This is a genomic window from Micromonospora sp. WMMD714 (assembly GCF_029581315.1).
Taxonomy (GTDB): domain Bacteria; phylum Actinomycetota; class Actinomycetes; order Mycobacteriales; family Micromonosporaceae; genus Micromonospora; species Micromonospora rifamycinica.
Genome location: NZ_CP120744.1, coordinates 2,317,434 through 2,339,117 on the forward strand (window position 1 = coordinate 2,317,434; position 21,684 = coordinate 2,339,117).

Consider the following 21,684-nt stretch of genomic DNA (forward strand, 5'->3'; position numbering starts at 1 on the left):
AGCCGTGCGCGCGACGCGGCCGGGACCGCCGTGACGGTCCCGGCCGCGGCTCCTGCCCGGGGGCTACCCGTCGAGCGGCTTGATCCAGATGTTGCGGTACCGGACCGGGTTGCCGTGGTCCTGGAGCCGGATCGCGCCGGCCGCCGGACCCTCCGGCCGGCTGCCGCCGGTCGGGCCGAGGATCTCCACGTCGTCGTGCACGGTGACGCCGTTCCACACCACGGTGACCCGGGGGTTGGCCACCTTGACGCCGGCCGCGTCGTAGCGCGCCTGGCGGTACTCGATGTCGTACGTCTGCCAGGTCTGCGGCGGTCGGGCCGCGTTCACGTCGGGCGCCTTCTGGGTGTAGATGGCGGCGGCGTCGTTGTTCTGCGGCGGGTCGACGCCGAACGAGTCGAGCACCTGGATCTCGTAGCGGTCCTGGAGGTAGACCCCGCTGTTGGCGCGCTGCTGGCCGGTCACCTCCGGCGGGTAGAGCGGCAGGTTGAACTCGACGTGCAGCCGGAAGTCGCCGAACGCCTGCACGGTCCGCAGGTCGCCGCCCTGGACGGTCATGGTGTTGCCGTCGCGGGTCCACTCCGGTTCGCGCCCGTCGGTGTGCTGCCACTCGGTGAGGTCGCCGCCGTCGAACAGGGTGATCCGTTCCCCGCGTGGCCGGACGGCGAGCACGTCCAGGTTGACGTGCCCGGAGTCGGCGCTCTCCTTGCGGTACTCGACGATGTTGCGGCCCCGCCGCAGGTGCGCCCTGGTGGTGACGGTGCCCCACTCCTCCCAGGTGACGGTGGAGGGGAAGACGGTCTGCCCGATCCGCTTGCCGTTGACGTACAGGCTGAGCTGTTTCGGGCCGGAGAACGGGTTCGGGCCGTTGCTGTAGCGCATCGCCAGGTCGTGGTTGCCGGCCTCGGGGACGTCCACGGAGATCCGGGTCGACGCGCCGTCGTCGGCGAACCCGGCGGCGAACCCGGCGCCGGAGTAGGCGGCGTGGTCGGTGGCCATGCCGACGCCGACGGTCCGGCCCTCCTCGGCCTCGAAGAAGGTCTGCGGCTGGGCCACCCGGCCGGGGATCTCGTTGAGCGTGTACCAGGCTTCGGTGTTCCACAGCTGCTCGCCGTCGGCGGCGGAGAACGGGCGCGGGGAGCGGACGTGCACCACCCGGTTCTCCTTCAGGCCCGGGATCCGTAGCCGGACCGTGCGACCGTTGGCCGCCAGCACCGCCCGGGTCACGGTGAGCTTCTCCAGGTCGAGCTTGGGACCGCCGTACTGGCTGGTCGCCCCGTAGCGCCACTGCGTCACCTGGTACGCCCCGGCGAGCCGCGCGGCGGTCTCGGCGGAGACCGGCTCGGTGTACTCCAGGTCGAACCCGTTGGCGGTGGCCCGCATCTGCTTGACCTCGAACGTCGAGGTGCCGTTGGGGGTGAGCTTCTGCAGGCCGTAGCTGAGTTTGCCCTCCTGGCCCCAGTTGCCGCCGGCACCGACGCCGCCGACGTAGATTGCGCCGTCGGGGCCGAGGGTGACCTCGTTGACGCCGGCCTCCAGGCCCTGCGTGTGCCGGAACACCGCGCCCTGGTACTGCCCCTCCACCTCGTCGAGGTAGACCCGTTGCAGGCCGCCGTAGGTGACGTCGCCGATGAGGAGCTGCCCGGCGTACGGCCCCTGCGCGAGCAGCACGGGGGTGGACGGCGAGTTGCCGACCTCGTTCTGCGGCAGCCAGACGATCGGTCGGGTCACCGGCTTGTCGTCGAACGGCCCGTCGGGGCTGGTGTAGTGGTTGAAGAAGGCTCCCTGCCGGATCTGGACCAGCTTGGACGCGGGCAGCCAGCCGCCCTGGTTGTCGGTGACGAGGACCTCGCCGCGCGGCCCCCAGCCGATCCCGTTCGGGGTACGCAGCCCGCCGGCCAGGTAGGTGATCTTGCCGGTCCGGGCGTTGACCTTGATCGAGGTGCCCCGGTTCGGTGCGGGCTGCGGCACGGTGGTGGCGCCGCCCTGGTTGATCGCGACCGACAGGTTGAGGTGGAAGAATCCGTCCCGGTAGAGCAGGCCGAAGGCGAACTCGTGGAAGTTGCCGCCCCACGGCCAGGTGGCGACCGTCCGCCGGTCGTCGGCGACGCCGTCGCCGTCGGTGTCGCGCAGCGCGGTCAGCTCGTGCTTCTGACTGACGTAGACGGTGCCGTCGACCACGGCGACGCCCTGCGGCTCGCGCAGCCCGTCGGCGAACCTGCGATAGGTCACCCGGTCGGGGCCGGTCGCACCGGTGGCCCCCTCGACCAGGTAGATCTCGCCGGTGGCGTTGTCGGTGCCACCCCAGGTGCTCAGCACCAGAGTGCCGTCGGGGCGGAACGCCATCCCGGTGACCTGCGGCCGGAACCCGTCGGGGCGCAGGTCGGTCAGGGTGTAGCCGGGGTGCACCCGGTCGAGCGGCAGGCCGTCGCCGGCCGAGTCGGTGGCCCCCTCGCAGTACTTCCAGCCCGGGGCGGTGACCCGGACGACCCCGGCGTCGGTGCTCAACGCGGAGGTCGGCACCAGGGTGAAGCCGGCGGCCCCCGGTGGCCGCCATTCGAGGCGCAGTACCTGGCCGCCCCCGTCGTCGAAGTGCTCGACGCGTAACGGGTGCAGGCCGGCGGTGAGGGTGGCCGACCCCTCCTCGGCGGTTTCGCCGTGCAGCCCGTCGTGGTCGACGACGACCGTGTCGCCGATGGTCAGCCGGGAGCCGTCGTCGCTGGTGAGGCGGAAGGCGTAGCTGCCGTCCACGGGTACGGCGAGGTTGCCGGTGACGTCGGTGACGAACCGGTCGGCGAGCCCGAAGTCGCCGGTGCTGGTCCAGTTGATCTGCGGCATGAGCTTGTCGACGTTCGGGGTCTGTGCGGGCTTGAGGGTGCACAGTGCCGACAGCGGGGTGCCCATGTCGTACGCGCGCAGGGTGACGCCGGGCTCCTGCGGGGGGACGTCGGCGGCGGGCGCGGCGGTGGCCGGGGTGACGGAGGCGCTGGCGAGGACGGTGGCCAGGGCGGTGCCGGCGGCCACGAGGACGGATCGGGGACGCCAGCGCCGACGGTGCGGGGTGGTCACGGTGCCTCCTGTGGGTGGGGCCTGGCCCGGCCGGGAGGGACCGCGCCACTGTTTCCCGGTGGTGCTCCGGTGTGGAACTCGTCACATCGGAGATTGATCGCAGACCCTAGCACTTTTGATCGATTCGGGGAAACTTTTCGATGCGGCGACAAAAGTGGCCCGGAGTGGGCCGGATCGCACCGGCTCGTGGGCTGGTGGGTGGGCCGCGTTTCAGGCACTATGCCCATGGACTATGCGCAGCTCAAGCCCGGACTGGTAGGTGAATCGTGCCGCTGCCCCGTCGCGTGGTCGTATCCGGTGTAGTCGCCACCGTCGTTCTCGGCTCGGTGGTGGGCGCGGCCCTCTGGGCGGGTCGGGACGACCCGGCGTACCAGCCGCCGACGTCGCGGGTGGTGCAACCGGGAGCGCCCGGCCAGCCGGCCCGGCAACTGTCCGGCACCGACCTGTCGCAGGTCTCGCCGCCCGGGTTCACCGCCGCCGACAGCCTGTTCGTCCAGGGCATGATCCCGCACCACGCGCAGGCCCTGGAGATGACCGCGTTACTGGCCGGGCGGACCACCAGCCCGGACCTGACGCTGCTGGCCAAGCGGATCGAGGTGTCACAGGGCGACGAGATCGCGCGGATGCGGCAGTGGCTAGCCGAGCGGAACGTGCCGACCGCCGGGCCGCACGGCGACGCGGCACACGGCGCGCTGATGCCGGGGATGCTCACCCCTGCGCAGCTCGACCAGCTCCGGCAGGCGCGCGGTGCGGAGTTCGACCGGCTCTTCCTGACCGCGATGATCCGCCACCACCAGGGGGCGCTGTCCATGGTGGAGCAGCTCTACGCCACCGGCGGCGGTCTGGAGCCGGCCAGCGACCAGTTCGCCCGCGAGGTCAACGCCGACCAGGGCATCGAGATCCAGCGGATGCAGCAGATGCTGGTCAAGCTCGGCTGACCGGGCCGTGGGCCGCGCCCGCCCGGCGAGGGCCCCGGCGCCGGCCCGGGCCGGCCCGGCCGGGGAACGGCCGGGGCCTGCCCAGCGGTGCTGGGCAGGCCCCGGGTTCAGGGGTTCCGGCGGCCCGGTCGGGCCGGGCGGCTCACCTGTCGAACTGGTCGATCAGCGCCTGGGCGTCACGGACCAGCAGGGTGCGCGCCCCGACGGCGTTCAGCGCGCGGGCCTGGTCGAGGAAGGTGGTCAGGTGCCCGACCGCCTCCGCCGGCTGGCCTGCGGAGGCCGCCACGCCGGCCCTGCCGAGGCTGGTGGTCAGCTTGTCGGCGTTGCCCGCGCTGACGATTCCGGCGGCCCGGTAACCGTCGACGAGCGCCTGGAGGTCGGCGAACGACGTCGTGGTGGTGAACGCGACGGACCGGGTGGTGGTGTTACCGGCCTTGTCCTTCGCGGTCACCACCAGGGTGTGACCACCCAGCGGGAGGCTGGACAGGGCGACCGTCGCCCCCCGGGCCACCCGCTTGCCGTCCAGCAGTGCGCTGTCCGGGTTGATGCCCGGCCCGGCGCCGCCGTCGGTGACCGTCCAGTCCACCGTCACCGTGCCGGAGTCACCGTACGACGTCCCCCCGGTCAGCCCGGAGACCTGCACGTCGGGCGCGGTCCGGTCGATCTTGAGCCACCGGCTGCCCTCCCGGGAGGTGTTGCCGGCACCGTCGAACGCCCGGTACCGCACCGTGCCCTTGACCTCGGCGTCGATCGTCGCGACCCCGCTGGCCGGCACGTCCACCCAGGTCACGCCGTCGTTGACGGAGTACTGGCCGGTCCAGAGGCCGGCGGGCAGGCCGGTCAGGGTGAGCGTGACGGGACCGGTGTACCAGCCGTTGCTACCGGTCGGCTCGGCCGGGCCGACCGTGGCCGCGACCCGGGGGTTGAAGGTGTCCGCCAGGTCCACCAGGGCCTGTCGGAGCGTCCGGTGCGGTGCGGTGTCCAGCCTGTCGGCCAGCGTCCGCAGCTGCTCCTCGGCGGCGAACCGCCTGCCGGCGGCGGCGAACTCGCCGGCCCGGCGCAGGACCGTGTCGACCTCGGTGCTCAGCGCCGGGTCGATCGCACCGGCCCGGACGAGCTGGTCGAGGTACGCGCGGGCGAGCGCGAAACTCGGCGTCCAGGTGATCCTGGGCTGGCCCTGGGCGTTGAACCCGGCCAGCTTCACCTGGGCGGCGGCCTCGATCTCGGCCGCCGACAGGTGTGCGCTGGGGGTCAGCGCGAACACGTCGAGGCCACGGGCGATCTCGTTGCCGTAGAGGTTGCCGTTGTACCAGTACGCCGACCAGAAACCGCCCAGCACGAGCGCGGTCGGGCTGACCGGCCCCCGGTCGAAGTAGGCGATCTCACGCGGGTGCTTCGAGTCGGTGAAGTCGAACACCGAGATGCCGCCCTGGTACCAGGCCTGCACCATGACGTCGCGGCCGGGCACCGGGATCAGCGAGCCGTTGTGCGCGACGCAGTTCTCCTGGAGCGACTGGGGCACCGGCAGCTTGTAGTAGCTGGCGAAGGTCAGCTTCCGGTCGACGATGTCGAAGATGGCGTTGGCGCCCCACTGCGGCAGGTCGGTGTCGCGGCAACGGGCCCCGCTGCCACCGCCCCACTCGTCGGTGAAGATCACCTTGGTGCCGTCGTTGTTGAACGTCGCCGAGTGCCAGTACGCGAAGTTCGGGTCGGCCACCTCGTCGATCCGCTGCGGGTTGGCCGGATCCGAGATGTCGATCAGGATGCCGTTGCCCTGGCACGCGCCGGCCGCCAGCCCGATCTCGGGGTACGCGGTGATGTCGTGGCAGGCGTTGGTGTTCGGCGACGGCGACCAGGTGGACCCGGACGGGTGGCGGGGGGTGACCGGGCCGTTCTGGAGCCCGTCGACCCGACCGGTGGCGGGATCCCGGAACAGCCGCGGCTGGTTCACCACGGCGGCGTCCTGCGGGGCCGCCAGCGGCACCTTGATGACGTCGATCCGCCACCGCGACGGGTTCTCCCCGTCGGCGGCGTTGTTGTTGCAACCCTCCATCGTGGTCGCCGGGCGCACCGAGGTGGTGCCGGAGACGTAGACGTAGACGTTGGCGGCGTCCCGGGGGTCGGTCACCACGGTGTGCGTGTGCGAGCCGCGGCAGAGCTGCACCGCCGCCACCTGCGTCGGGTTGCGCACGTCGGTGATGTCGAAGACCCGGACGCCCTGGAACCGGGTGCCGACGTTGGGGTTGGTGCCGCAGTCGACCCGGCCCCGGGTCTCCTCGACCGACATGAAGAGCAGGTTGCCGTGGACGGAGAGGTCGCCCTGCCCGCCCGGGCACACCACGCTGGTGACCAGCGTCGGGTCGGCCGGGTCGGCGACGTCGGTGACGGTGAACCCGTTGTAGTTGCCCTGGAAGACGTACCGGCCACCGAAGGCGAGGTCCGAGTTGTAGTACCCGCCGTTGCCCGGGTTCGCCGGGTCGACGAAGCCGGCCGGCTTGTCGCGGTGCGCCACCTGCTCCAGGTTGCTGATCGCCGACTGGGCGTCGAGCCAGCCCGCGCCGAGGCCGACGCGTGGGTCGGGCTCCGCGGCCGAGGCCGTGCCGGGGACCATGCCGACCAGGAGCAGCCCGGCGGCTATCAGGCCGAGGGACCGTCGACCCCGACGGACCCTGGGGGATGAGGGATTTGTCATGTATCGCCTTCCGATCGAAGGACCAGTTGCGACGTCCACATCGGGGAGAATCGCGTCACGTGAGATGGACCGTACCGATGATCAGTCGCTGGTCAAGACACGCATGTGAGCTATGTGCATGTTTGCGCGGCAAGCCCGGCGCAGTTTTCGTTGGACGATCGCGCAGCTCACGACAGTCGTAGGAGCCGACGGCCCGTTCCTTACGCCACTCGTCGGGCCGCCGCCCGTCACCCGTCGGGCCGCCGCCCGTCACCCGTCGGCCGCTGCCGGCAGCGCGTCGGGCCGCCGCCCGCCGGGGTCGGGCACCGCGCCCCCGGGCGTCGGCCGCGCCACCCGTCGCCGCGCGCTCCACGGCGGGATCTGGCACCGTGGGTACGGCATCCTGCGTCACCCGACGTATCGGTACGCCAGATCGAGGGGGTTCACATGGAGTTCACGATGTCGACCCGGCAACAGGGCGCCGGCACGGTGGTGGAGATCGCCGGTGACCTGGACATGAGCACCACACCACAGTTACGGGAACGGTTACGCGAGGTGGTCGAGGGCGGCAACCGGGTGGTGGTGGTCGACCTGGCCGGCGTCGGGTTCATGGACTCCAGCGGCCTCGGCGCGCTCGTGGTCGCCTACCGGGACCTGCGGGAGCGCAACGGCTGGCTCGGGTTGGCCGGGGTCCGCCGGTCGGTCCGCACGGTGCTGTCGATCACCTCGGTCGACCAGGTCATCGGCATCTACGACACGGTACGGGACGCCGAGCGGGCGGCACCCGGTTCGTAGGGCACCTCACCGGGGCGGGGCGCTGGCCCGGCTGGTGTCGGCCCCGGCTGTGCTGCGGCGCGGGCCGTGGCCGTCGTACCAGTCGACGATCAGCAGGGTGGCGTCGTCGGCCAGCACCGGCCCGGCGATGGACAGCACCGCGTCGGACAGCGCCCGGACCGCCTCCCGGGGGTGCAGCCCCGCGATGTCGAGCAGGGCGGCGGGCAGGTCGAGGTCGGCGGCGTTGCGTTCGCGCATCCCGTCGGTGACCACCACCAGCCGGTCGCCGGGCCGCAGCAGGACCTCCCCGCTGCGGAAGCCCGCCTCGGGGAACATGCCCAGCGGAAAGTTGCCGGGCAGGTCCAGCGTCGTGATCCGGCCGTCGCGGACCAGTATCGGCGGGACGTGCCCGGCGTTGAGCAGCTCGCAGCGCCCGGTCGGCAGGTCGATCCGGCCCAGCACGGCCGTCACGTACGCGCCCCGGACGTTGGCGTGCTCGGCGATGGCGCGGTTGGCCTCGTCGGCCTGCTCGACCAGGCCCAGGCCACGGCGGCGGGTGTTGCGCAGGCTGCCCACCCCGAGGGTGGCGGTCAACGCGCTGGCGACCCCGTGGCCCATCGCGTCGGTGACGCCGACGTGCAGCAGGTCCCGGTCCACGCTGTAGTCGAAGGTGTCCCCGCCGACGCTCGCGGCCGGTTCGAGCCAGCCGGAGAGGGTGAACGCGCCGGCCTCGCAGGTGAACGAGGCGGGCAGCAGGCGACGCTGGATCTCGGCGGAGAGGGTGAACGGGGTGCTGCGCTGTCCCCACTCGAACAGGTCGGTGTGCCGACGGTTGGCGATCACCACGAACGCCAGCGTGTGCGCGGTGCGGGCGACCCGGGCGATCACCTCGGCGTCCGGCTCGTCCGGCAGGTCGATCTCCAGCAGGCCGATGGACTCGCCGCGTTCGGTGACCGGCGCGAGCAGCCGCCACCGGCCGGCTAAGGGCAGCACCCGGGGTGCCTGCTGGCGGATCACCTGCTCGTAGGGGCCGCCGTCGAAGGGCAGCACCTCGGCGGACTCCCCGTCCTGGAGGCGGCCGGGGCCGTCGGCGGTCGGCTGGTGGGTCAGCCGGACCAGCGCCCGGCCGCTGAGATCGGCGACCAGCAGCGAGACACCGAGGGCGTGCAACGACGCGGCGATGGCCCCGGTGACCGCCTCGACCGCCTCGACGGGCGCGGCGTCCTCGGCCGACTGCAGCATCTCGGCCAGTACGGCCTGCTCGCTGTCCTCCACCCGTCGAGCATAGGCACCCCGCGTGCCGGTCGCCGGACGGGCCGTTTCAGCGGCGGGCGAGGGCGGACTCCAGCCGGCGGATCAGCGTCTTGCGCCCCTTGCCGCCGCGCTCGGCGCGCAGTGCCGCCCTGAGCTGGGCGGTGTCCAGGTCGCGGACGTGCCGGACGGCCTCGGCGACGGGCAGCCCGGTGAGTGACCCGGCCGGTCCGGCGGCCCGGCGGGCGCGGCTGGCCGGCCCGGTGTTGGCGACGTACTGCCGGCCGGATCTCGACCCCCGGCGCTTCCTGGCGTCGGTCGCGCGCTGCTGCTGCGGGGTGAGCCGGTTCCAGGCCCGGTCGGGCAGGTAACGGTCGGTCTCCCCGTCGTGGCGGGCCCGGGTGGTGCCCCGCCTGGTCCGCCACTTCTGCTCACCCCACCGCCGCAGGGACTGTTGCCGCTCGTCCCGTGGCCCCTGGTAACCACCGCCGCGCTGCTGGTACTCCCGGGTCAGCAGCTGTGACTTGCGCGCCGACCACTGGCCGGGCCGGCCGCCCCGGTCGCCCGCCCTGATCTCTTCCTTCAGCTGTTCCCGCAGCTCGGGTTTCGTGTACCGCGCCATGGGCGCGGGATACCCGGGGTGTCCGGCCCTACTCACCGGCGGCCGGTGCTATCGACTGAACGCCTCCCGGCGGCACGCCGTCATCTTCGGCGACTGGAAGTCACCGTTCGGGCCGACCTCCGTGATGCCGAACTCGCCGTCCTCGTCGGGCGTGGTGAGCCGGTAACCGGCCTTCTTGGCGCACTCGTACCACTGGCGCTGGTTGTCGCGGAAGGTGGCGTTGTCCGTACGCTTCTGGCGTTCCTCGAAGAACTCCGGTTCCTGGGCGCGGCACGCCGCCCGTACCAGCTTCGCCTTCGGGTCGTGCTGGCTCTCCCGCCAGATGACGCTGCGGCCGTCGGGGTAGCCGGGACCACCCTCCCGCGCCACGCACTCGCTCCACACCTTCCGCAGCGCCTCGATCTCGTCGGTGGTCGCGTCGAGGCGGATCAGCGGGCGCTGGTCCTCGACGGACCGGGTCGGTGCGCCAGTGGTGGCGGCCGGGCTGCGCAGCGAGGCGACCCCGGAACCGTCGGCCGGTGGGCCGCCGGAGCGGTCGTCGCCGTCCCCGGTGGAGCAGCCCCCGAGCAGGAAGCCGGCCACGAGCAGGGGCACGGCGAGGCGACGGGTCCTGGTGACGAGCGAGTTCGACATGCGGGTCAGCTTCGTGGCGCGATGTCAGGAACCTGTGCGGATCCGGAATCCTGACAGGTTCCTGAAGAACTCCGGCCACGCTGTCGGCGTGTCAGCAGAACAGCCACCAGCGCAGAGCCCCCGACGCCGCATCGGCCGACGGGTCGTCGTCCCGGCGGTGCTGGTCCTGATGGTGTCGGCCGTCGGGGCCGGGGTCGTCTGGGCCGTCCACCGTGTCCCGCCGGAATCGTCGACGCGTCCGCCGGTCGCGGTGGAGACCGTGGCCGTCGTCCGGACCGACCTCTCCGCCACCGTGTCACTGACCGGCACCCTCGGCTACGGCCGGGCGGCACCGGTGAAGGGCGGCCGGAGCGGGACGGTCACCTGGCTGCCGGAGGCCGGGGCGACGGTCAGTCGGGGCCGGCAGCTCTACCGGGTCGACGACCAACCGGTGCCGCTGTTCTACGGCGGCATGCCGCTCTACCGTGACCTGGCCGAGCCCGGCACGGTGGGCCGCGACGTGCGGATCGTCGCGACGAACCTCAAGGCGCTGGGCTACGAGATCGGCAGCCAGCCCGCTCCGGGGGAGAAGGTCCACCGTCCCGCCGCGCCGGGAAAGCCGACGGCACCGCCGGAGAAGCCGGCGTCGGGGGCGGGGGCGGGGAAGTCGACGGCACCGTCGGGGAAGTCGACGGCGGGGTCGGGGAGGCCGGCGTCCGGGGCGGGCGGACCGGCGACGGACGCCACGCCGACCGTGGGCGGCACGGCGGCGACGGGCCGGCCCACGGTCGTCGTCCGCAAGGGGGACGGCGTGCTGACCGGATCGTTGATCCGGGCCGTCAAACGCTGGCAGCGGGACGCCGAGCTGCCGGTGACCGGCCGGATCGCGGTCGGTGACGTCGCCGTGCTGCCCGGCGCGGTACGGGTGGACAGCGTCACCGCCCTGCGGGGGGACGACGCCGCCACGCCGTTGCTGACCGTCACGCCCACCGCGAAGGTGATCACCGTGCTGGCCGGGGCCACCGAGGCCGGCACGATCCAGCGGGGCGACCAGGTGACGGTGACGCTGCCCGGGGACGAGACGGTGGACGGCTCGGTCTCCGCCGTCAGCACGACGGTGCAGCAGGACGGCGAGGCGGCCGGCCCGGGCGGGGCCGCACCGAAGCGGGCGGTGACGGTGACCGTGGACGACGACCTGGCCGGGATCGACGCCGCCGACGTGCAGGTCGACCTGGCCGGTGAGACGCGGTCGGGCGTGCTCGCCGTACCGGTCGGCGCGCTGGTGGCCCTCAGCGAGGGTGGTTACGCCCTGCAACTGACCGATGGCCGGCTCGTCGCCGTCACCACCGGCATGTTCGCCAAGGGGATGGTGGAGGTCAGCGGGGACGGCCTCAGCGAGGACCTGCGGGTGGTGACCACCTCGTGACCGTGCTGGCCGTACGCGACGCCACCATGAGCTATCCCGGCGGGGTCACCGCGCTGGCGGGCGTCTCGCTCGACATCGCCGAGGGCGAGATGCTGGCCATCGTCGGGCCGTCCGGCTCCGGCAAGTCGACCCTGCTCAACATCATGGGCACCCTGGACCGGCCGACCTCCGGCACGGTGCACCTGGGCGGGCTCGACGTCGCCGGGCTCTCCGACCGGCAGCTCTCCGCGCTGCGCGGGCGCTGGCTGGGCTTCGTCTTCCAGCAGTTCCACCTCACCGCCGGGCTCACCGCCGCCGAGAACGTGGCCACCGGTCTGCTCTATGCCGGGGTGCCCCGCCGGCACCGTCGGCCGCTGGCCCTCGCGGCGCTCGACCGGGTCGGCCTGGCGCACCGGGTCACCCACCTGCCGCACCAGCTCTCCGGCGGGGAACGGCAGCGGGTGGCGATCGCCCGCGCGCTGGTCCACCAGCCCGCTCTCCTGCTCGCCGACGAGCCCACCGGCGCCCTGGACACCCGCACCGGCCAGACCGTCCTGGAGCTGCTGTACCGGCTGCACGCGGAGGGCACCACCCTCGCCGTCATCACCCACGACCGGGACATCGCCGCCCGGCTGCCCCGCCGGATCGAGATGCGCGACGGCAGCCTGGTCGCCGACTCCGGCCCGGTGGTGAGGCCCCGATGACCGGACCCACCGAGGCGGGTAGGCCGTCGCACCCGCGTACCGCGTCCGCCGCCGCCCGGCCGGTCCGGCTGGCCGTGATCGACCTGCTCGGCCTGGGGTTGCTGGGCATCCGCACCCGGCGGACCCGGGCCGCGCTGTCCGCCCTCGGCATCGCCATCGGGATCGCCACCATGATCGTGGTCACCGGCATCCCCGCCTCCAGCCAGGCCCAGCTGATGCGGGAGCTCTCCGCGCTCGGCACGAACCTGCTCCAGGTGAACGCGCTGCCCGACCAGGATCCACCGGCACTGCTGCCGGCCGAATCGCCCGGCATGGTCCGCCGGATCGGCCCGGTGACCAGCGTCAGCGCGGTAGCCAACACGCACGCTGTGATCCGCCGCTCCGACCGTACCGACCCGGGTGACGGCTCCGGCCTGACGGTGCTGGCCAGCCAGCTCGACCTGCTCCCGATCATCAACGCCCGGGTCGAGCACGGCAGCTGGCTCACCCCGGCCACCGCCCGCTTCCCCACCGTGGTGCTCGGCTCGGTGGCGGCGACCCGGCTGGGCGTGCTCGACGTGTCCCCGGGGGACGGCCCCGGCCAGCAGGTGATGATCGGTGACCGGTGGTTCACCGTCGTCGGCATCCTGGCCGCCGTACCCCTGCTGCCGGAGATCGACCGGTCCGTGCTGGTCGGCTGGCCGGCCGCGCAGGCCGAACTGGGCTTCGACGGGCACCCCACCGTGCTGTACGTCCGCTCCCTGGAGCCCGCGGTGGAGCAGGTCCGGGCGGTGCTGCCGGAGACGGTGAGCCCGCAACGCCCGGCCGACGTGCTGGTCAGCCGCCCCTCGGAAGCCCTGGCCGCGAAACGCGCCACGGAGAACGCCTTCTCCGCGCTCTTCCTCGCCCTCGCCGGGGTGGCGCTGCTGGTGGGCGGGATCGGGGTGGCCAACACCATGGTCATCTCGGTGCTTGAACGGCGGTCCGAGATCGGGCTGCGCCGGGCGCTCGGGGCGAACCGGGGCCAGATCCGGGGCCAGTTCCTCACCGAGTCGGTGGCCCTGGCGACGCTGGGCGGTGTCGCCGGGACGCTGCTCGGGCTGGCGGGCACCGTCGCCTATGCCGGGTACCACCACTGGCCGGTGGTGGTGCCGCTCTCCGCGACGCTGGCCGGGTTGGGCGGTGCCGTGGTGGTGGGCGTGGTGGCCGGCGTGTACCCGTCGATGCGGGCCGCCGCGCTGCCGCCGACCGAAGCGCTCGCCAGCGTCTGAGGAGTGCCCCGCACCGGGCGACCCGCCGGGTCCGGCCCCCGGGCCGAGCCCGGCGGGTGGCGTCACGCTCCGTCCCGACCGGGTACGGATTTCGCAAAGTTGCGGGTTCCGCAATCGATAGTTTCGACGCGCTGCGGTCGGCTTCCGAGGGCTGCGGTGCTGGTCGGGGCGGTCGTGGGATGGCGATGGGCGGTTCGGGAGTTGCGAAAACGGTGCCCCGGCGGGCCACCGACGCCGCTCGCCCGGTTGAGTATGTTATCGATAACCTGCTATCTTTCGCCGCGGGAGCGAAGGGCACGCTCCCCGTCGCCTCAGTCAGTCGGCAGCGGCATCCGAGGGCACCCCCTCCCGCCGTGCCGCCGGTCGACGACCAGTCCGGGCCGCCCCACCGAGCCGCCGTGCCGCCTGCGCCGAACGGGCGCGTCCGCCTATCCGAGTCGACTCGCCGACCGCGAGGAGACGAGGTGCGAGCCGTCATCCGCACCCGGCTGCCCCCGCGGGGCAGCCGGCACCCGCCGGGTCGACCTCGCCACCACCACCACTGGGACAGAAGACCCCTGGCAAGGAGCCAAGCAATGGTGAAACACAGACAGCTACTACCCACCATCGCCGCCGCGGCCGTCCTCCTCGCGGCGACCGTCGGCGGCGCGCTGAACGGTGGCCTGTCCGCGACGGCGGAGGCCGCGACGAACGGCACCCTCGCGGCGACCGCGGGCTGCGGCAAGGCCCCCACCCTGACCAACGGGACGCGCACCATCTCCAGCAGCGGCCAGAACCGCAGCTATATCCTGCGGATCCCGGACGGCTACGACCGCAACCGCCAGTACCGGCTGGTGGTCGGCTTCCACTGGTTGAACGGCTCGGCCCAGAACGTCTCCTCGGCCGGCTACTACGGCCTGCTGCCGCTGTCGAACAACAGCACGATCTTCGTCGCCCCCCAGGGGATCGACGCCGGTTGGGCCAACACCAACGGTCGGGACCTGACCCTCTTCGACGACATCCTCCGGCAGGTCGAGAACGACCTGTGCGTCGACACCACCCAGCGGTTCGTGCTGGGCTGGAGCTACGGCGGAGCGATGAGCTACGCGGTGGCCTGCGCCCGGCCCACCGTGGTCCGCGCGGTCGCCGTGCTCTCCGGCGCCCAGCTGAGCGGCTGCAGCGGCGGCACCCAGCCGGTCCCCTACTTCGGCATCCACGGCACCCACGACAGCGTGCTGAACATCTCGATGGGCCGGTCGCTGCGGGACACGTTCGTCCGGAACAACGGTTGCACCGCGCAGAGCCCGCGCGAACCGGGCCTGAACACCTTCACCCACATCACCACCACCTACTCGGGCTGCCGCTCCGGCTACCCGGTGCAGTGGGCCGCGTTCGACGGGGACCACACCCCCAGCCCGGTCGACGGGTCGGGCACCCCCAACGACTCCCGGACCTGGACGTCGGGGGAGATCTGGCGCTTCTTCAGCCAGTTCCAGTCCACCACGCCGCCTACCACGGCCCCGCCGACCACTCCGCCGCCGACCACGCCCCCGCCCACCACTCCGCCGCCGACGACTCCTCCGCCCACCACTCCGCCGCCGACCACCCCGCCGCCGACCAGCGGGCCCGGCGGCTGCACCGCCACCTACCGGGCGGTCAACAGCTGGCCCGGCGGCTTCCAGGGTGAGGTCACCGTGGCCAACACCAGCAGCCGGACCAGCACCGGCTGGACCGTGGGCCTGAGCCTGGCCAGCGGCCAGGCGATCAGCAGCGTCTGGAACGGGGTCAACACCGGCAGCACCGGTAACGTGACCGTCCGCAACGCCGACTACAACGGCGCGCTGGCGGCCAACGGCTCGACCACGTTCGGGTTCACCGCCACCGGCAACGGCTCTCCGCCGCCCGGCAACATCACCTGCGCCATCTCCTGATCACGGACGCCCTCAGGGCCCGGAGCCGGCCGGCTCCGGGCCCGCCGTCCGTTCCGGGCCCGGTCGGTATCGCGGGTGCGGCGTGCCGGGTGTTATTGCCAAGAACTGGCAATTGCGCAATGCTGGCAGCAGTGGCGGGTGCCCGGGCCTGCGATGATCCGACCTGGCCCGAGTGCCCGCCCCGCTGTCGACCCACGATTCAAGGAGCTGCTGGTGGGCCTCTACTCGCTGCCCGACATGCCGTACGACTACGGTGCGCTGGAGCCGGCCATGTCCGGTGAGATCCTGGAGCTGCACCACAGCAAGCACCATGCGGCGTACGTCAAGGGCAGCAACGATGCCCTGGAACAGCTCGCCGAGGCCCGGGACAAGGGCGACTTCGCGGCGCTGGTCGGGCTGGAGAAGACGTTCGCGTTCAACCTGTCCGGGCACGTGCTGCACTCGATCTTCTGGAACAACCTCTCCCCGGACGGCGGAGACCGCCCCGACGGGGAGCTGGCGGCGGCGATCGACGAGCACTTCGGCTCGTTCGACGGCTTCGCCGGGCAGCTCTCCGCGGCGACCAAGAGCGTGCAGGGCTCCGGCTGGGGCGTCCTCGCGTGGGAACCGCTCGGTCAGCGGTTGATCGTCGAGCAGGTCTATGACCACCACGGCAACGTGGGGCAGGGCTCGACGCCGCTGCTGGTCTTCGACGCCTGGGAGCACGCCTACTACCTGCAGTACCGCAACGTCCGCCCGGACTACGTCGACCGTCTGTGGAACCTGGTCGACTGGGCCGACGTCACCGCCCGCTTCGACGCGGCCCGCGCCGTCACGCCGAAGCTCTGACCGCGTGACCGGTCCGGTTCCGGTCGCCGCGGACCTCGTCCAACGCGCCGCCGGGGTCGTCGCCGCACGCCGTCGCGGTGACCTCGCCGGCGCGGAGACGCTGCTGGCCTCCTTCGACTCCGAAGCGGCCCGCACCCTCGGCTTCTACCTGCTCGCCGACCTCGCCCTCGGGCTGGTCCGCGCGCACACCGGCGAGTCCCTGGACGACCTGGTACGGCAGCTCACCCTGCTCGTGGCCGACACACCCCCGCCGCCCGCCCCCTGATCCACCCCACGCCGCGCGAGGCGTCCCCGCGTACCCGACCGCCCCGGCGGCGCACGCCGGGCGGCCCCCGCACACGTGCCATCCCCAGGAGTACGTCATGGTCAAGCCCCGGTCCGTACGGGTGTCGGCGGTGATCGGCGTCGCGTTGCTCGTGGTCGCCGGCTGCTCGTCCGCAGGACCGTCACCGGCCGGTACGAGCGGCGGCGGCACGATCGTGGTGGCCACCGCGGGCGAGCCGGACACCCTCAACCCGGTGCTGAACTACGGCCCCGACGGCGCGTCGCTGATCTTCGACGGGCTGGTCGCCCGGGACGCCCGCAACCAGCTCGTGCCGGCCCTGGCGCGGGAGCTGCCGCAGGTGTCGGCGGACGGCCGGACCGTGACGGCGAAGCTGCGCGAGGGGGTGCTGTTCCACGACGGCAGCCCGTTGACCGCGCAGGACGTGGTCTTCACCTACCAGGCGGTGCTGGACCCGAAGGTCGACTCGACGCTCCGCTCCGACCTCGACATGCTCGCCTCCGTCACCGCCCCCGACCCGGCCACCGTGGTGTTCACGCTGAAGCACCCGTACGCGCCGTTCCTGCAACGGCTGGCGCTGGGCGTCGTCCCGGCGAAGGCGTTCGCCGGGCAGGACGTCAACAGGGCGGAGTTCAACCGCCGGCCGATCGGCACCGGCCCGTACCGGATGACGTCGTGGACGCCGGGGGACCGGCTGGTGCTGGCGGCGAACGACCGGTACTGGGGTGGCCGGCCGGCGAACCCGGGTGTGGTGGTGGCGTTCGTCGCCGACGACAACGTCCGTGCCCAGCGGATGCGGGCCGGGGAGTTCGACGCGGCCGAACTGCCGCCGAAGCTGGCCACCGGGTTCGCCGACCGGGACGGTCACCGGGTGCAGCGCGTTCCCACCGCCGACTACCGGGGGGTGATGCTCCCGATGGGCAATCCGGTCCTCGGCGACCTCGCGGTCCGACGGGCGCTGCACGCGGCGGTGGACCGGCAGGCCATGGTGGACGGGGTGCTCGGCGGCGCGGGGGAGCCGGCGTTCGGGCCGGTGCCACCCTCGTCGGAGTTCGCCGAACCGTCGGTCACCGGCCGGCCCGCCGCCGACCCGGCCGCCGCCACCGCGCTGCTGGACGCCGCCGGCTGGACGCCGGGCCCGGACGGCATCCGGGCCCGAGCCGGGCGGAAGGCGGCGTTCACGCTGATGTACCCGGCCGCCGACAGCCTGCGCAAGGAGCTGGCCCTCGCGGTCACCGCCGACGCCCGGAAGATCGGCATCGCGGTCACCCCGCAGGGCCTCACCTGGGACGCGATCACCCCCCGGATGGGCACCGACGCGCTGATCATGGGGTACGGCACGCCGTACGACCCGGATTTCGTCTCCTACAAGCTGTTCGGCTCGGCCTTCGCCGGGCAGGGCTTCTTCAACCCCGGCTCCTACCGGTCCGCGACCGTCGACACGGCGTTGCAGGCCGGCCGGGACAGCGCCGACCCGGCCGCCCGCCGGGCCGCGTACGCCACCTTCCAGCGGCAGCTCGCCGCCGACGTGCCGTGGGTGTTCCTCACCTACCTGCAACACACCTACGTGGTGCGGGACGCCGTGGCGGGGGTGACGCCCCGGGTCGAGCCGCACGAGCACGACGTCGCCAACAGCCTCTGGTGGAACGTGCACACCTGGACGAAGACATCGTGACGACGACCCCGCCGGTCCGTCGGCGGCGGCTGGCCGGGGCCGGGGTGGCCGTCCGCCGCCGGCTGCTGGTCGCCGTACCCGTGCTCGCCGCGACCAGCATGGGCATGTTCGCGCTCGGTGCGGCCTCCCCGATCGACCCGGCCCGGCAGTACGCGGGCGCCGCGGCCTTCACCACCAGCGAGGAGAACCTCGCGCAGCTGCGCGCCAACTGGGGCGTCGACGACCCGCTGCCGGTGCAGTACGCCCGCTGGGTGGGCAACCTGCTGCGCGGCGACCTCGGCTGGTCGACCAGCCGGCACGAGCCGGTGACCTCGGTGCTGGCCGCCCGCGCCGGCTGGACCCTGCTGCTCGTCGGGCTGGCCCTCGCCCTGGTCCTGGTGGCCAGCGTGCTGCTGGGCACCCTCGCCGCGTACCGGCGGGGCGGCTGGTTCGACCGCGCCCTACGGTCCACCGCCTACGCCGTGCAGTCGATGCCGGTGTTCTGGCTCGGGCTCGCCGCGATCGCCCTGTTCGCCCTCACCCTCGGCTGGCTGCCGGCCGGCGGGCTGACCGACCTCACCGCCACCGGCACCGACGTCGCCGACCTGGCCCGTCACCTGGTGCTCCCGGTGACGGTGCTGGCGGTCGCGCAGGCCCCGTGGTTCGTGCTGTTCGTCCGGGACGCCGTCGCCGAGAGCCTGCGCGACGACCACGTGCTGGCCGCCCGCGCCCGGGGGCTGCCCGGTCGTACCGTCCTGTTCGGCCACGCGTTGCGGACCGCGCTGCTGCCCTTCCTCACCCTGGTCGGCACGCACCTGCCCGAACTCGTCGGCGGAGCGGTGCTGGTGGAGACCGTCTTCTCGCTGCCCGGCCTGGGCGCGGTCACCGTGCAGGCCGCGCTGGGCGCGGACTTCCCGCTGCTGGCCGCCACCACCCTGGCCACCACCGTCGTGGTGCTGGCCGCGAACCTGGCCACCGATCTCGGCTACGCCGCCGCCGACCCCCGGGTACGCCTCGATGACTGACCTCGCCCCACCACCGACCAGCACACCGGCCCGGCCGCTGCCGCCGCGCCGGCCGTCGGCGCTGCTGCGGGCAGGCCGTCCCGGCGTGGTGCTGGCCGTCGTGGTGCTCGTAGGCGCAGTCGCCGCCGGCCTGCTCGCTCCGATTCTCTGGCCGCTCGACCAGAGCGCGGTCGACCTGGGCCGGATCCGGCTCGCCCCCTCCGCCGAGCACCCGGCCGGCACCGACGACCTCGGCCGCGACGTGGCGCTGCGCAGCCTCTACGGACTACGCGTCTCGCTGCTGGTCGGGGTGGTCGCGGCCCTGGTCGCCACCGTCATCGGCGGCCTCGTCGGCGCGGTCGCCGGCAGCGTCGGCGGCCGGGTCGACCGGGCGCTGATGCGGGTCGTCGACACCATCGCCGCGTTGCCGCACCTGCTGCTGGGCATCTTCATCGTGGCGATGCTGCGCCCCGGCCTCGGCGCGGTGGTCGCCTCCATCGCGCTGACGCACTGGCTGTCCACCGCCCGGATCGTCCGCGCCGAACTGCTCAGCCTGCGGAGCCGCCCGTTCGTCGAGGCCGCGATCTCCGGCGGCGCGGGTCGCTTTCGGGTGCTCACCCGGCACCTGCTGCCGCACGTGCTCCCGCGTCTCGCGCTGGCCACCACGCTGATGGTGCCGCATGCCGTCTGGCACGAGACCGCGCTGTCCTTCCTCGGCCTGGGCCTGCCGCCGCACCTCGCCTCCATCGGCAACATGATCAACGACGGTCAGCGGTCCCTGCTCACCGGCGCGTGGTGGGCCAGCATCGTGCCCGGTCTCGCCCTGGTCACCGTGACCCTCGCCCTGGCCGCGCTCACCGGCCGCTGGCGGGACCGCCTCGACCCCCGGGTGCGAGCGGAGCTGCAGCTGTGACCACGAGCGCCCCCACCAGCGTCCCCGCCGGCACCGGTCGGCGGCCCGCCCTGCTGTCGGTCGACGGGCTGACCGTCCGCTTCCGGCTCCCCGGTGCCGTCGTGCACGCCGTCACCGATCTGAGCCTCGACCTGCACCCCGGCGAACTGCTGGCCGTGGTCGGCGAGTCGGGCTGCGGCAAGTCCGTCCTCGCGCACGCCCTGCTCGGTCTGCTGCCCCGCAACGCCACCGTCACCGGGCAGGCCCACCTGCGCCCGGCGGCGGGCGAACCGGTCGACCTGGTCACGGTGGGGGAGCGGCACCTCGCCCGACAGGTACGGGGTCGGGCCGTCGGTCTCGTCCCGCAGAGCCCGGCCACCGCCCTCACCCCCGTACGCACCGGCCGGCGGCTGCTGGAGGAGACCCTGCGCGCCCACGGTCACTCCCGCCGGGTCGCCGCCGACGCCGCCGAACGGGTCGCCGCCGACGTCGGCCTGCACCCGGCCGACCTCGACCGCTACCCCCACGAACTGTCCGGCGGGATGGCCCAGCGGCTGGCCACCGCCCTCGCGTTGGCCCCCGACCCGCCGCTGCTGCTCGCCGACGAACCCACCACCGGCCTCGACCGGCCGCTGGTCGACCACACCCTGGACCTGCTGCGCCGCCGCTGTGACACCGGGGCCGCCGTGCTGCTCATCACCCACGACCTCGCCGCCGCCCGCCGGGTCGCCGACACCGTGGCCGTGATGTACGCCAGCCGCATCGTCGAACACCGGCCCACCCCGGCGCTGTTCGGGCAGCCCGGCCACCCGTACAGCGCCGGGCTGCTCGACGCCCTGCCCGAGCGGGCCTTCACCCCCGTGCCCGGCCACCCGCCGATGCTCACCGACCTGCCCGCCGGCTGCCCCTTCGCCCCGCGCTGCCTCCGGGCCACCGACTCCTGCCACACCCCGCCCCGGCTCGCCGACGACGGCGTGGGGCGACTCGCCTGTCACCACCCGCTGACCCCGGGAGCACCGGCATGACGAGCACGGTCGACGACCCGACGGGCACCGCCGGCCCCGGGGGCGTCGCGTCCCCCGGCCTCGCCGCGCACCAGGTCACCGTCCGCTACGGCCGGCACCGGGTGCTGGACCGCGTCGACCTGCACGTCGCCCCCGGCGAGACGGTCGGGCTGCGCGGGCCGTCCGGCAGTGGGAAGTCCACCCTGGCCCGGGTCCTCGCCCTCCTGCACGCCCCGGACGGCGGTCGGGTCACCCTCGACGGGCGGCCCGTCGGGGGCGTCCGGTACCGGGTGCCGGCCGCCGTGCGGACCCGCGTGGCGATCCTGTTCCAGAGCCCCCGGGCCGCCAGCGACCCCCGGTTGAGCCTGGCCGACCTCATCGCCGCACCGCTGCGCGCCGTCGGCACCCCGACCGCGCAGGCGACCGCCCGGACGGCCGAGCTGGCCGACCTCGTGGGGCTCACCCCGGACCTGCTGGCCCGGCGTCCGCACGCGGTCAGCGACGGGCAACTGCAACGCGCCTGCCTGGCCCGTGCCCTCGCCCACCGGCCCGACCACCTGCTCTGCGACGAGGCCACCGCCATGCTCGACGCCTCCACCCAGGCCCACGTCGCCGCCGTCGTCACCGACTACCAACGCCGGCACTCCGCCGGCGTGCTGCTGATCACCCACGACCCGGCGCTGCTGGCCCGCTGGGCGACCCGGGTGGTGGATCTTCCGGGGCCGCCGGCCACACCGAGTCGTCGCTCATAGTGATCAGATAACTACTTTTCCGGGCCGTGCAACTCGTCGGGCCGGTGGCTCCGTTCTACCTCCG

At 73.5% G+C, this 21,684-nt stretch carries 18 protein-coding genes; 13 read left to right on the forward strand and 5 right to left on the reverse strand.

Annotated features, from left to right (window positions below; genetic code table 11):
- Positions 1-63 precede the first annotated feature (63 nt).
- On the reverse strand, positions 64-3,066 hold the full coding sequence (locus tag O7625_RS10465) for a family 16 glycoside hydrolase (RefSeq protein ID WP_282345613.1): 3,003 nt from the start codon (positions 3,064-3,066) through the stop codon (positions 64-66).
- A 266-nt stretch (positions 3,067-3,332) separates the two neighbouring features.
- Here O7625_RS10465 and O7625_RS10470 point away from each other — a divergent pair, with 266 nt between their 5' ends.
- On the forward strand, positions 3,333-4,004 hold the full coding sequence (locus O7625_RS10470) for a DUF305 domain-containing protein (protein ID WP_282345614.1): 672 nt from the start codon (positions 3,333-3,335) through the stop codon (positions 4,002-4,004).
- A gap of 142 nt (positions 4,005-4,146) precedes the next feature.
- Here O7625_RS10470 and O7625_RS10475 read toward each other — a convergent pair whose 3' ends face one another.
- Positions 4,147-6,696: a hypothetical protein gene (locus tag O7625_RS10475; RefSeq protein ID WP_282345615.1), complete on the reverse strand. Its 2,550-nt coding sequence runs from the start codon at positions 6,694-6,696 to the stop codon at positions 4,147-4,149.
- Positions 6,697-7,122: 426 nt separating this feature from the next.
- Here O7625_RS10475 and O7625_RS10480 point away from each other — a divergent pair, with 426 nt between their 5' ends.
- The gene (locus O7625_RS10480) at positions 7,123-7,470 is read left to right on the forward strand and encodes an STAS domain-containing protein (RefSeq protein WP_282345616.1); all 348 of its coding nucleotides are present in this window, start codon (positions 7,123-7,125) and stop codon (positions 7,468-7,470) included.
- Positions 7,471-7,476: 6 nt separating this feature from the next.
- Here the strand turns inward: O7625_RS10480 and O7625_RS10485 are convergent, their stop codons facing one another.
- Genes O7625_RS10485 through O7625_RS10495 form a run of 3 tightly spaced genes read right to left on the reverse strand, consistent with a single transcriptional unit; the run spans position 7,477 to position 9,955 of the window.
- Positions 7,477-8,724: a PP2C family protein-serine/threonine phosphatase gene (locus O7625_RS10485; RefSeq protein WP_282345617.1), complete on the reverse strand. Its 1,248-nt coding sequence runs from the start codon at positions 8,722-8,724 to the stop codon at positions 7,477-7,479.
- A 46-nt stretch (positions 8,725-8,770) separates the two neighbouring features.
- Positions 8,771-9,322: a hypothetical protein gene (locus O7625_RS10490; RefSeq protein ID WP_282345618.1), complete on the reverse strand. Its 552-nt coding sequence runs from the start codon at positions 9,320-9,322 to the stop codon at positions 8,771-8,773.
- A 48-nt stretch (positions 9,323-9,370) separates the two neighbouring features.
- Entirely contained in the window at positions 9,371-9,955 is a 585-nt protein-coding gene (locus O7625_RS10495) for a hypothetical protein (protein ID WP_282345619.1), read from the reverse strand.
- Between the two features lie 88 nt (positions 9,956-10,043).
- On the opposite strand from O7625_RS10495, the gene O7625_RS10500 reads away from it, so the two are divergent.
- The 11 genes from O7625_RS10500 (at position 10,044) to O7625_RS10550 (ending at position 21,620) form a co-directional block, all read left to right on the forward strand.
- Positions 10,044-11,360: a hypothetical protein gene (locus O7625_RS10500; protein WP_282345620.1), complete on the forward strand. Its 1,317-nt coding sequence runs from the start codon at positions 10,044-10,046 to the stop codon at positions 11,358-11,360.
- 26 nt (positions 11,361-11,386) lie between these two features.
- Positions 11,387-12,043, forward strand: a complete 657-nt coding sequence (locus tag O7625_RS10505; protein ID WP_282346890.1) for an ABC transporter ATP-binding protein — start codon at positions 11,387-11,389, stop codon at positions 12,041-12,043.
- Positions 12,040-13,293 carry an ABC transporter permease gene (locus O7625_RS10510; protein WP_282345622.1) on the forward strand — a complete coding sequence of 418 codons (1,254 nt, stop codon included), beginning with the start codon at positions 12,040-12,042 and terminating at the stop codon, positions 13,291-13,293. Before O7625_RS10505 ends, O7625_RS10510 begins: the two co-directional genes overlap by 4 nt.
- Positions 13,294-13,868: 575 nt before the next feature.
- Positions 13,869-15,203, forward strand: a complete 1,335-nt coding sequence (locus O7625_RS10515) for a cellulose binding domain-containing protein (RefSeq protein WP_282345624.1) — start codon at positions 13,869-13,871, stop codon at positions 15,201-15,203.
- Positions 15,204-15,416: 213 nt separating this feature from the next.
- On the forward strand, positions 15,417-16,031 hold the full coding sequence (locus O7625_RS10520; protein WP_282345625.1) for a superoxide dismutase: 615 nt from the start codon (positions 15,417-15,419) through the stop codon (positions 16,029-16,031).
- A 4-nt stretch (positions 16,032-16,035) separates the two neighbouring features.
- Positions 16,036-16,296, forward strand: a complete 261-nt coding sequence (locus O7625_RS10525) for a superoxide dismutase (protein WP_282345627.1) — start codon at positions 16,036-16,038, stop codon at positions 16,294-16,296.
- A gap of 97 nt (positions 16,297-16,393) precedes the next feature.
- Positions 16,394-17,989: an ABC transporter substrate-binding protein gene (locus tag O7625_RS10530; RefSeq protein WP_282345628.1), complete on the forward strand. Its 1,596-nt coding sequence runs from the start codon at positions 16,394-16,396 to the stop codon at positions 17,987-17,989.
- Complete coding sequence (locus tag O7625_RS10535) at positions 17,986-18,993, forward strand: ABC transporter permease (RefSeq protein WP_282345629.1); 1,008 nt, start codon at positions 17,986-17,988, stop codon at positions 18,991-18,993. Before O7625_RS10530 ends, O7625_RS10535 begins: the two co-directional genes overlap by 4 nt.
- Positions 18,986-19,885: an ABC transporter permease gene (locus O7625_RS10540; RefSeq protein ID WP_282345630.1), complete on the forward strand. Its 900-nt coding sequence runs from the start codon at positions 18,986-18,988 to the stop codon at positions 19,883-19,885. The genes O7625_RS10535 and O7625_RS10540 overlap by 8 nt, the downstream gene beginning before the upstream one ends.
- Positions 19,882-20,889, forward strand: coding sequence for an ABC transporter ATP-binding protein (locus tag O7625_RS10545; protein ID WP_282345631.1), 1,008 nt, complete (start codon positions 19,882-19,884; stop codon positions 20,887-20,889). Before O7625_RS10540 ends, O7625_RS10545 begins: the two co-directional genes overlap by 4 nt.
- On the forward strand, positions 20,886-21,620 hold the full coding sequence (locus tag O7625_RS10550; RefSeq protein WP_282345632.1) for a dipeptide/oligopeptide/nickel ABC transporter ATP-binding protein: 735 nt from the start codon (positions 20,886-20,888) through the stop codon (positions 21,618-21,620). Before O7625_RS10545 ends, O7625_RS10550 begins: the two co-directional genes overlap by 4 nt.
- The last annotated feature ends 64 nt before the right edge of the window (positions 21,621-21,684 follow it).

Coding starts and splice junctions, on each gene's coding strand:
- O7625_RS10495 (WP_282345619.1), bottom strand. CDS start 9,955: ATGTCGAACTCGCTCGTCACCAGGACCCGTCGCCTCGCCGTGCCCCTG.
- O7625_RS10505 (WP_282346890.1), top strand. CDS start 11,387: ATGAGCTATCCCGGCGGGGTCACCGCGCTGGCGGGCGTCTCGCTCGAC.
- O7625_RS10510 (WP_282345622.1), top strand. CDS start 12,040: ATGACCGGACCCACCGAGGCGGGTAGGCCGTCGCACCCGCGTACCGCG.
- O7625_RS10530 (WP_282345628.1), top strand. CDS start 16,394: ATGGTCAAGCCCCGGTCCGTACGGGTGTCGGCGGTGATCGGCGTCGCG.
- O7625_RS10540 (WP_282345630.1), top strand. CDS start 18,986: ATGACTGACCTCGCCCCACCACCGACCAGCACACCGGCCCGGCCGCTG.
- O7625_RS10475 (WP_282345615.1), bottom strand. CDS start 6,696: ATGACAAATCCCTCATCCCCCAGGGTCCGTCGGGGTCGACGGTCCCTC.
- O7625_RS10480 (WP_282345616.1), top strand. CDS start 7,123: ATGGAGTTCACGATGTCGACCCGGCAACAGGGCGCCGGCACGGTGGTG.
- O7625_RS10490 (WP_282345618.1), bottom strand. CDS start 9,322: ATGGCGCGGTACACGAAACCCGAGCTGCGGGAACAGCTGAAGGAAGAG.
- O7625_RS10550 (WP_282345632.1), top strand. CDS start 20,886: ATGACGAGCACGGTCGACGACCCGACGGGCACCGCCGGCCCCGGGGGC.
- O7625_RS10515 (WP_282345624.1), top strand. CDS start 13,869: ATGGTGAAACACAGACAGCTACTACCCACCATCGCCGCCGCGGCCGTC.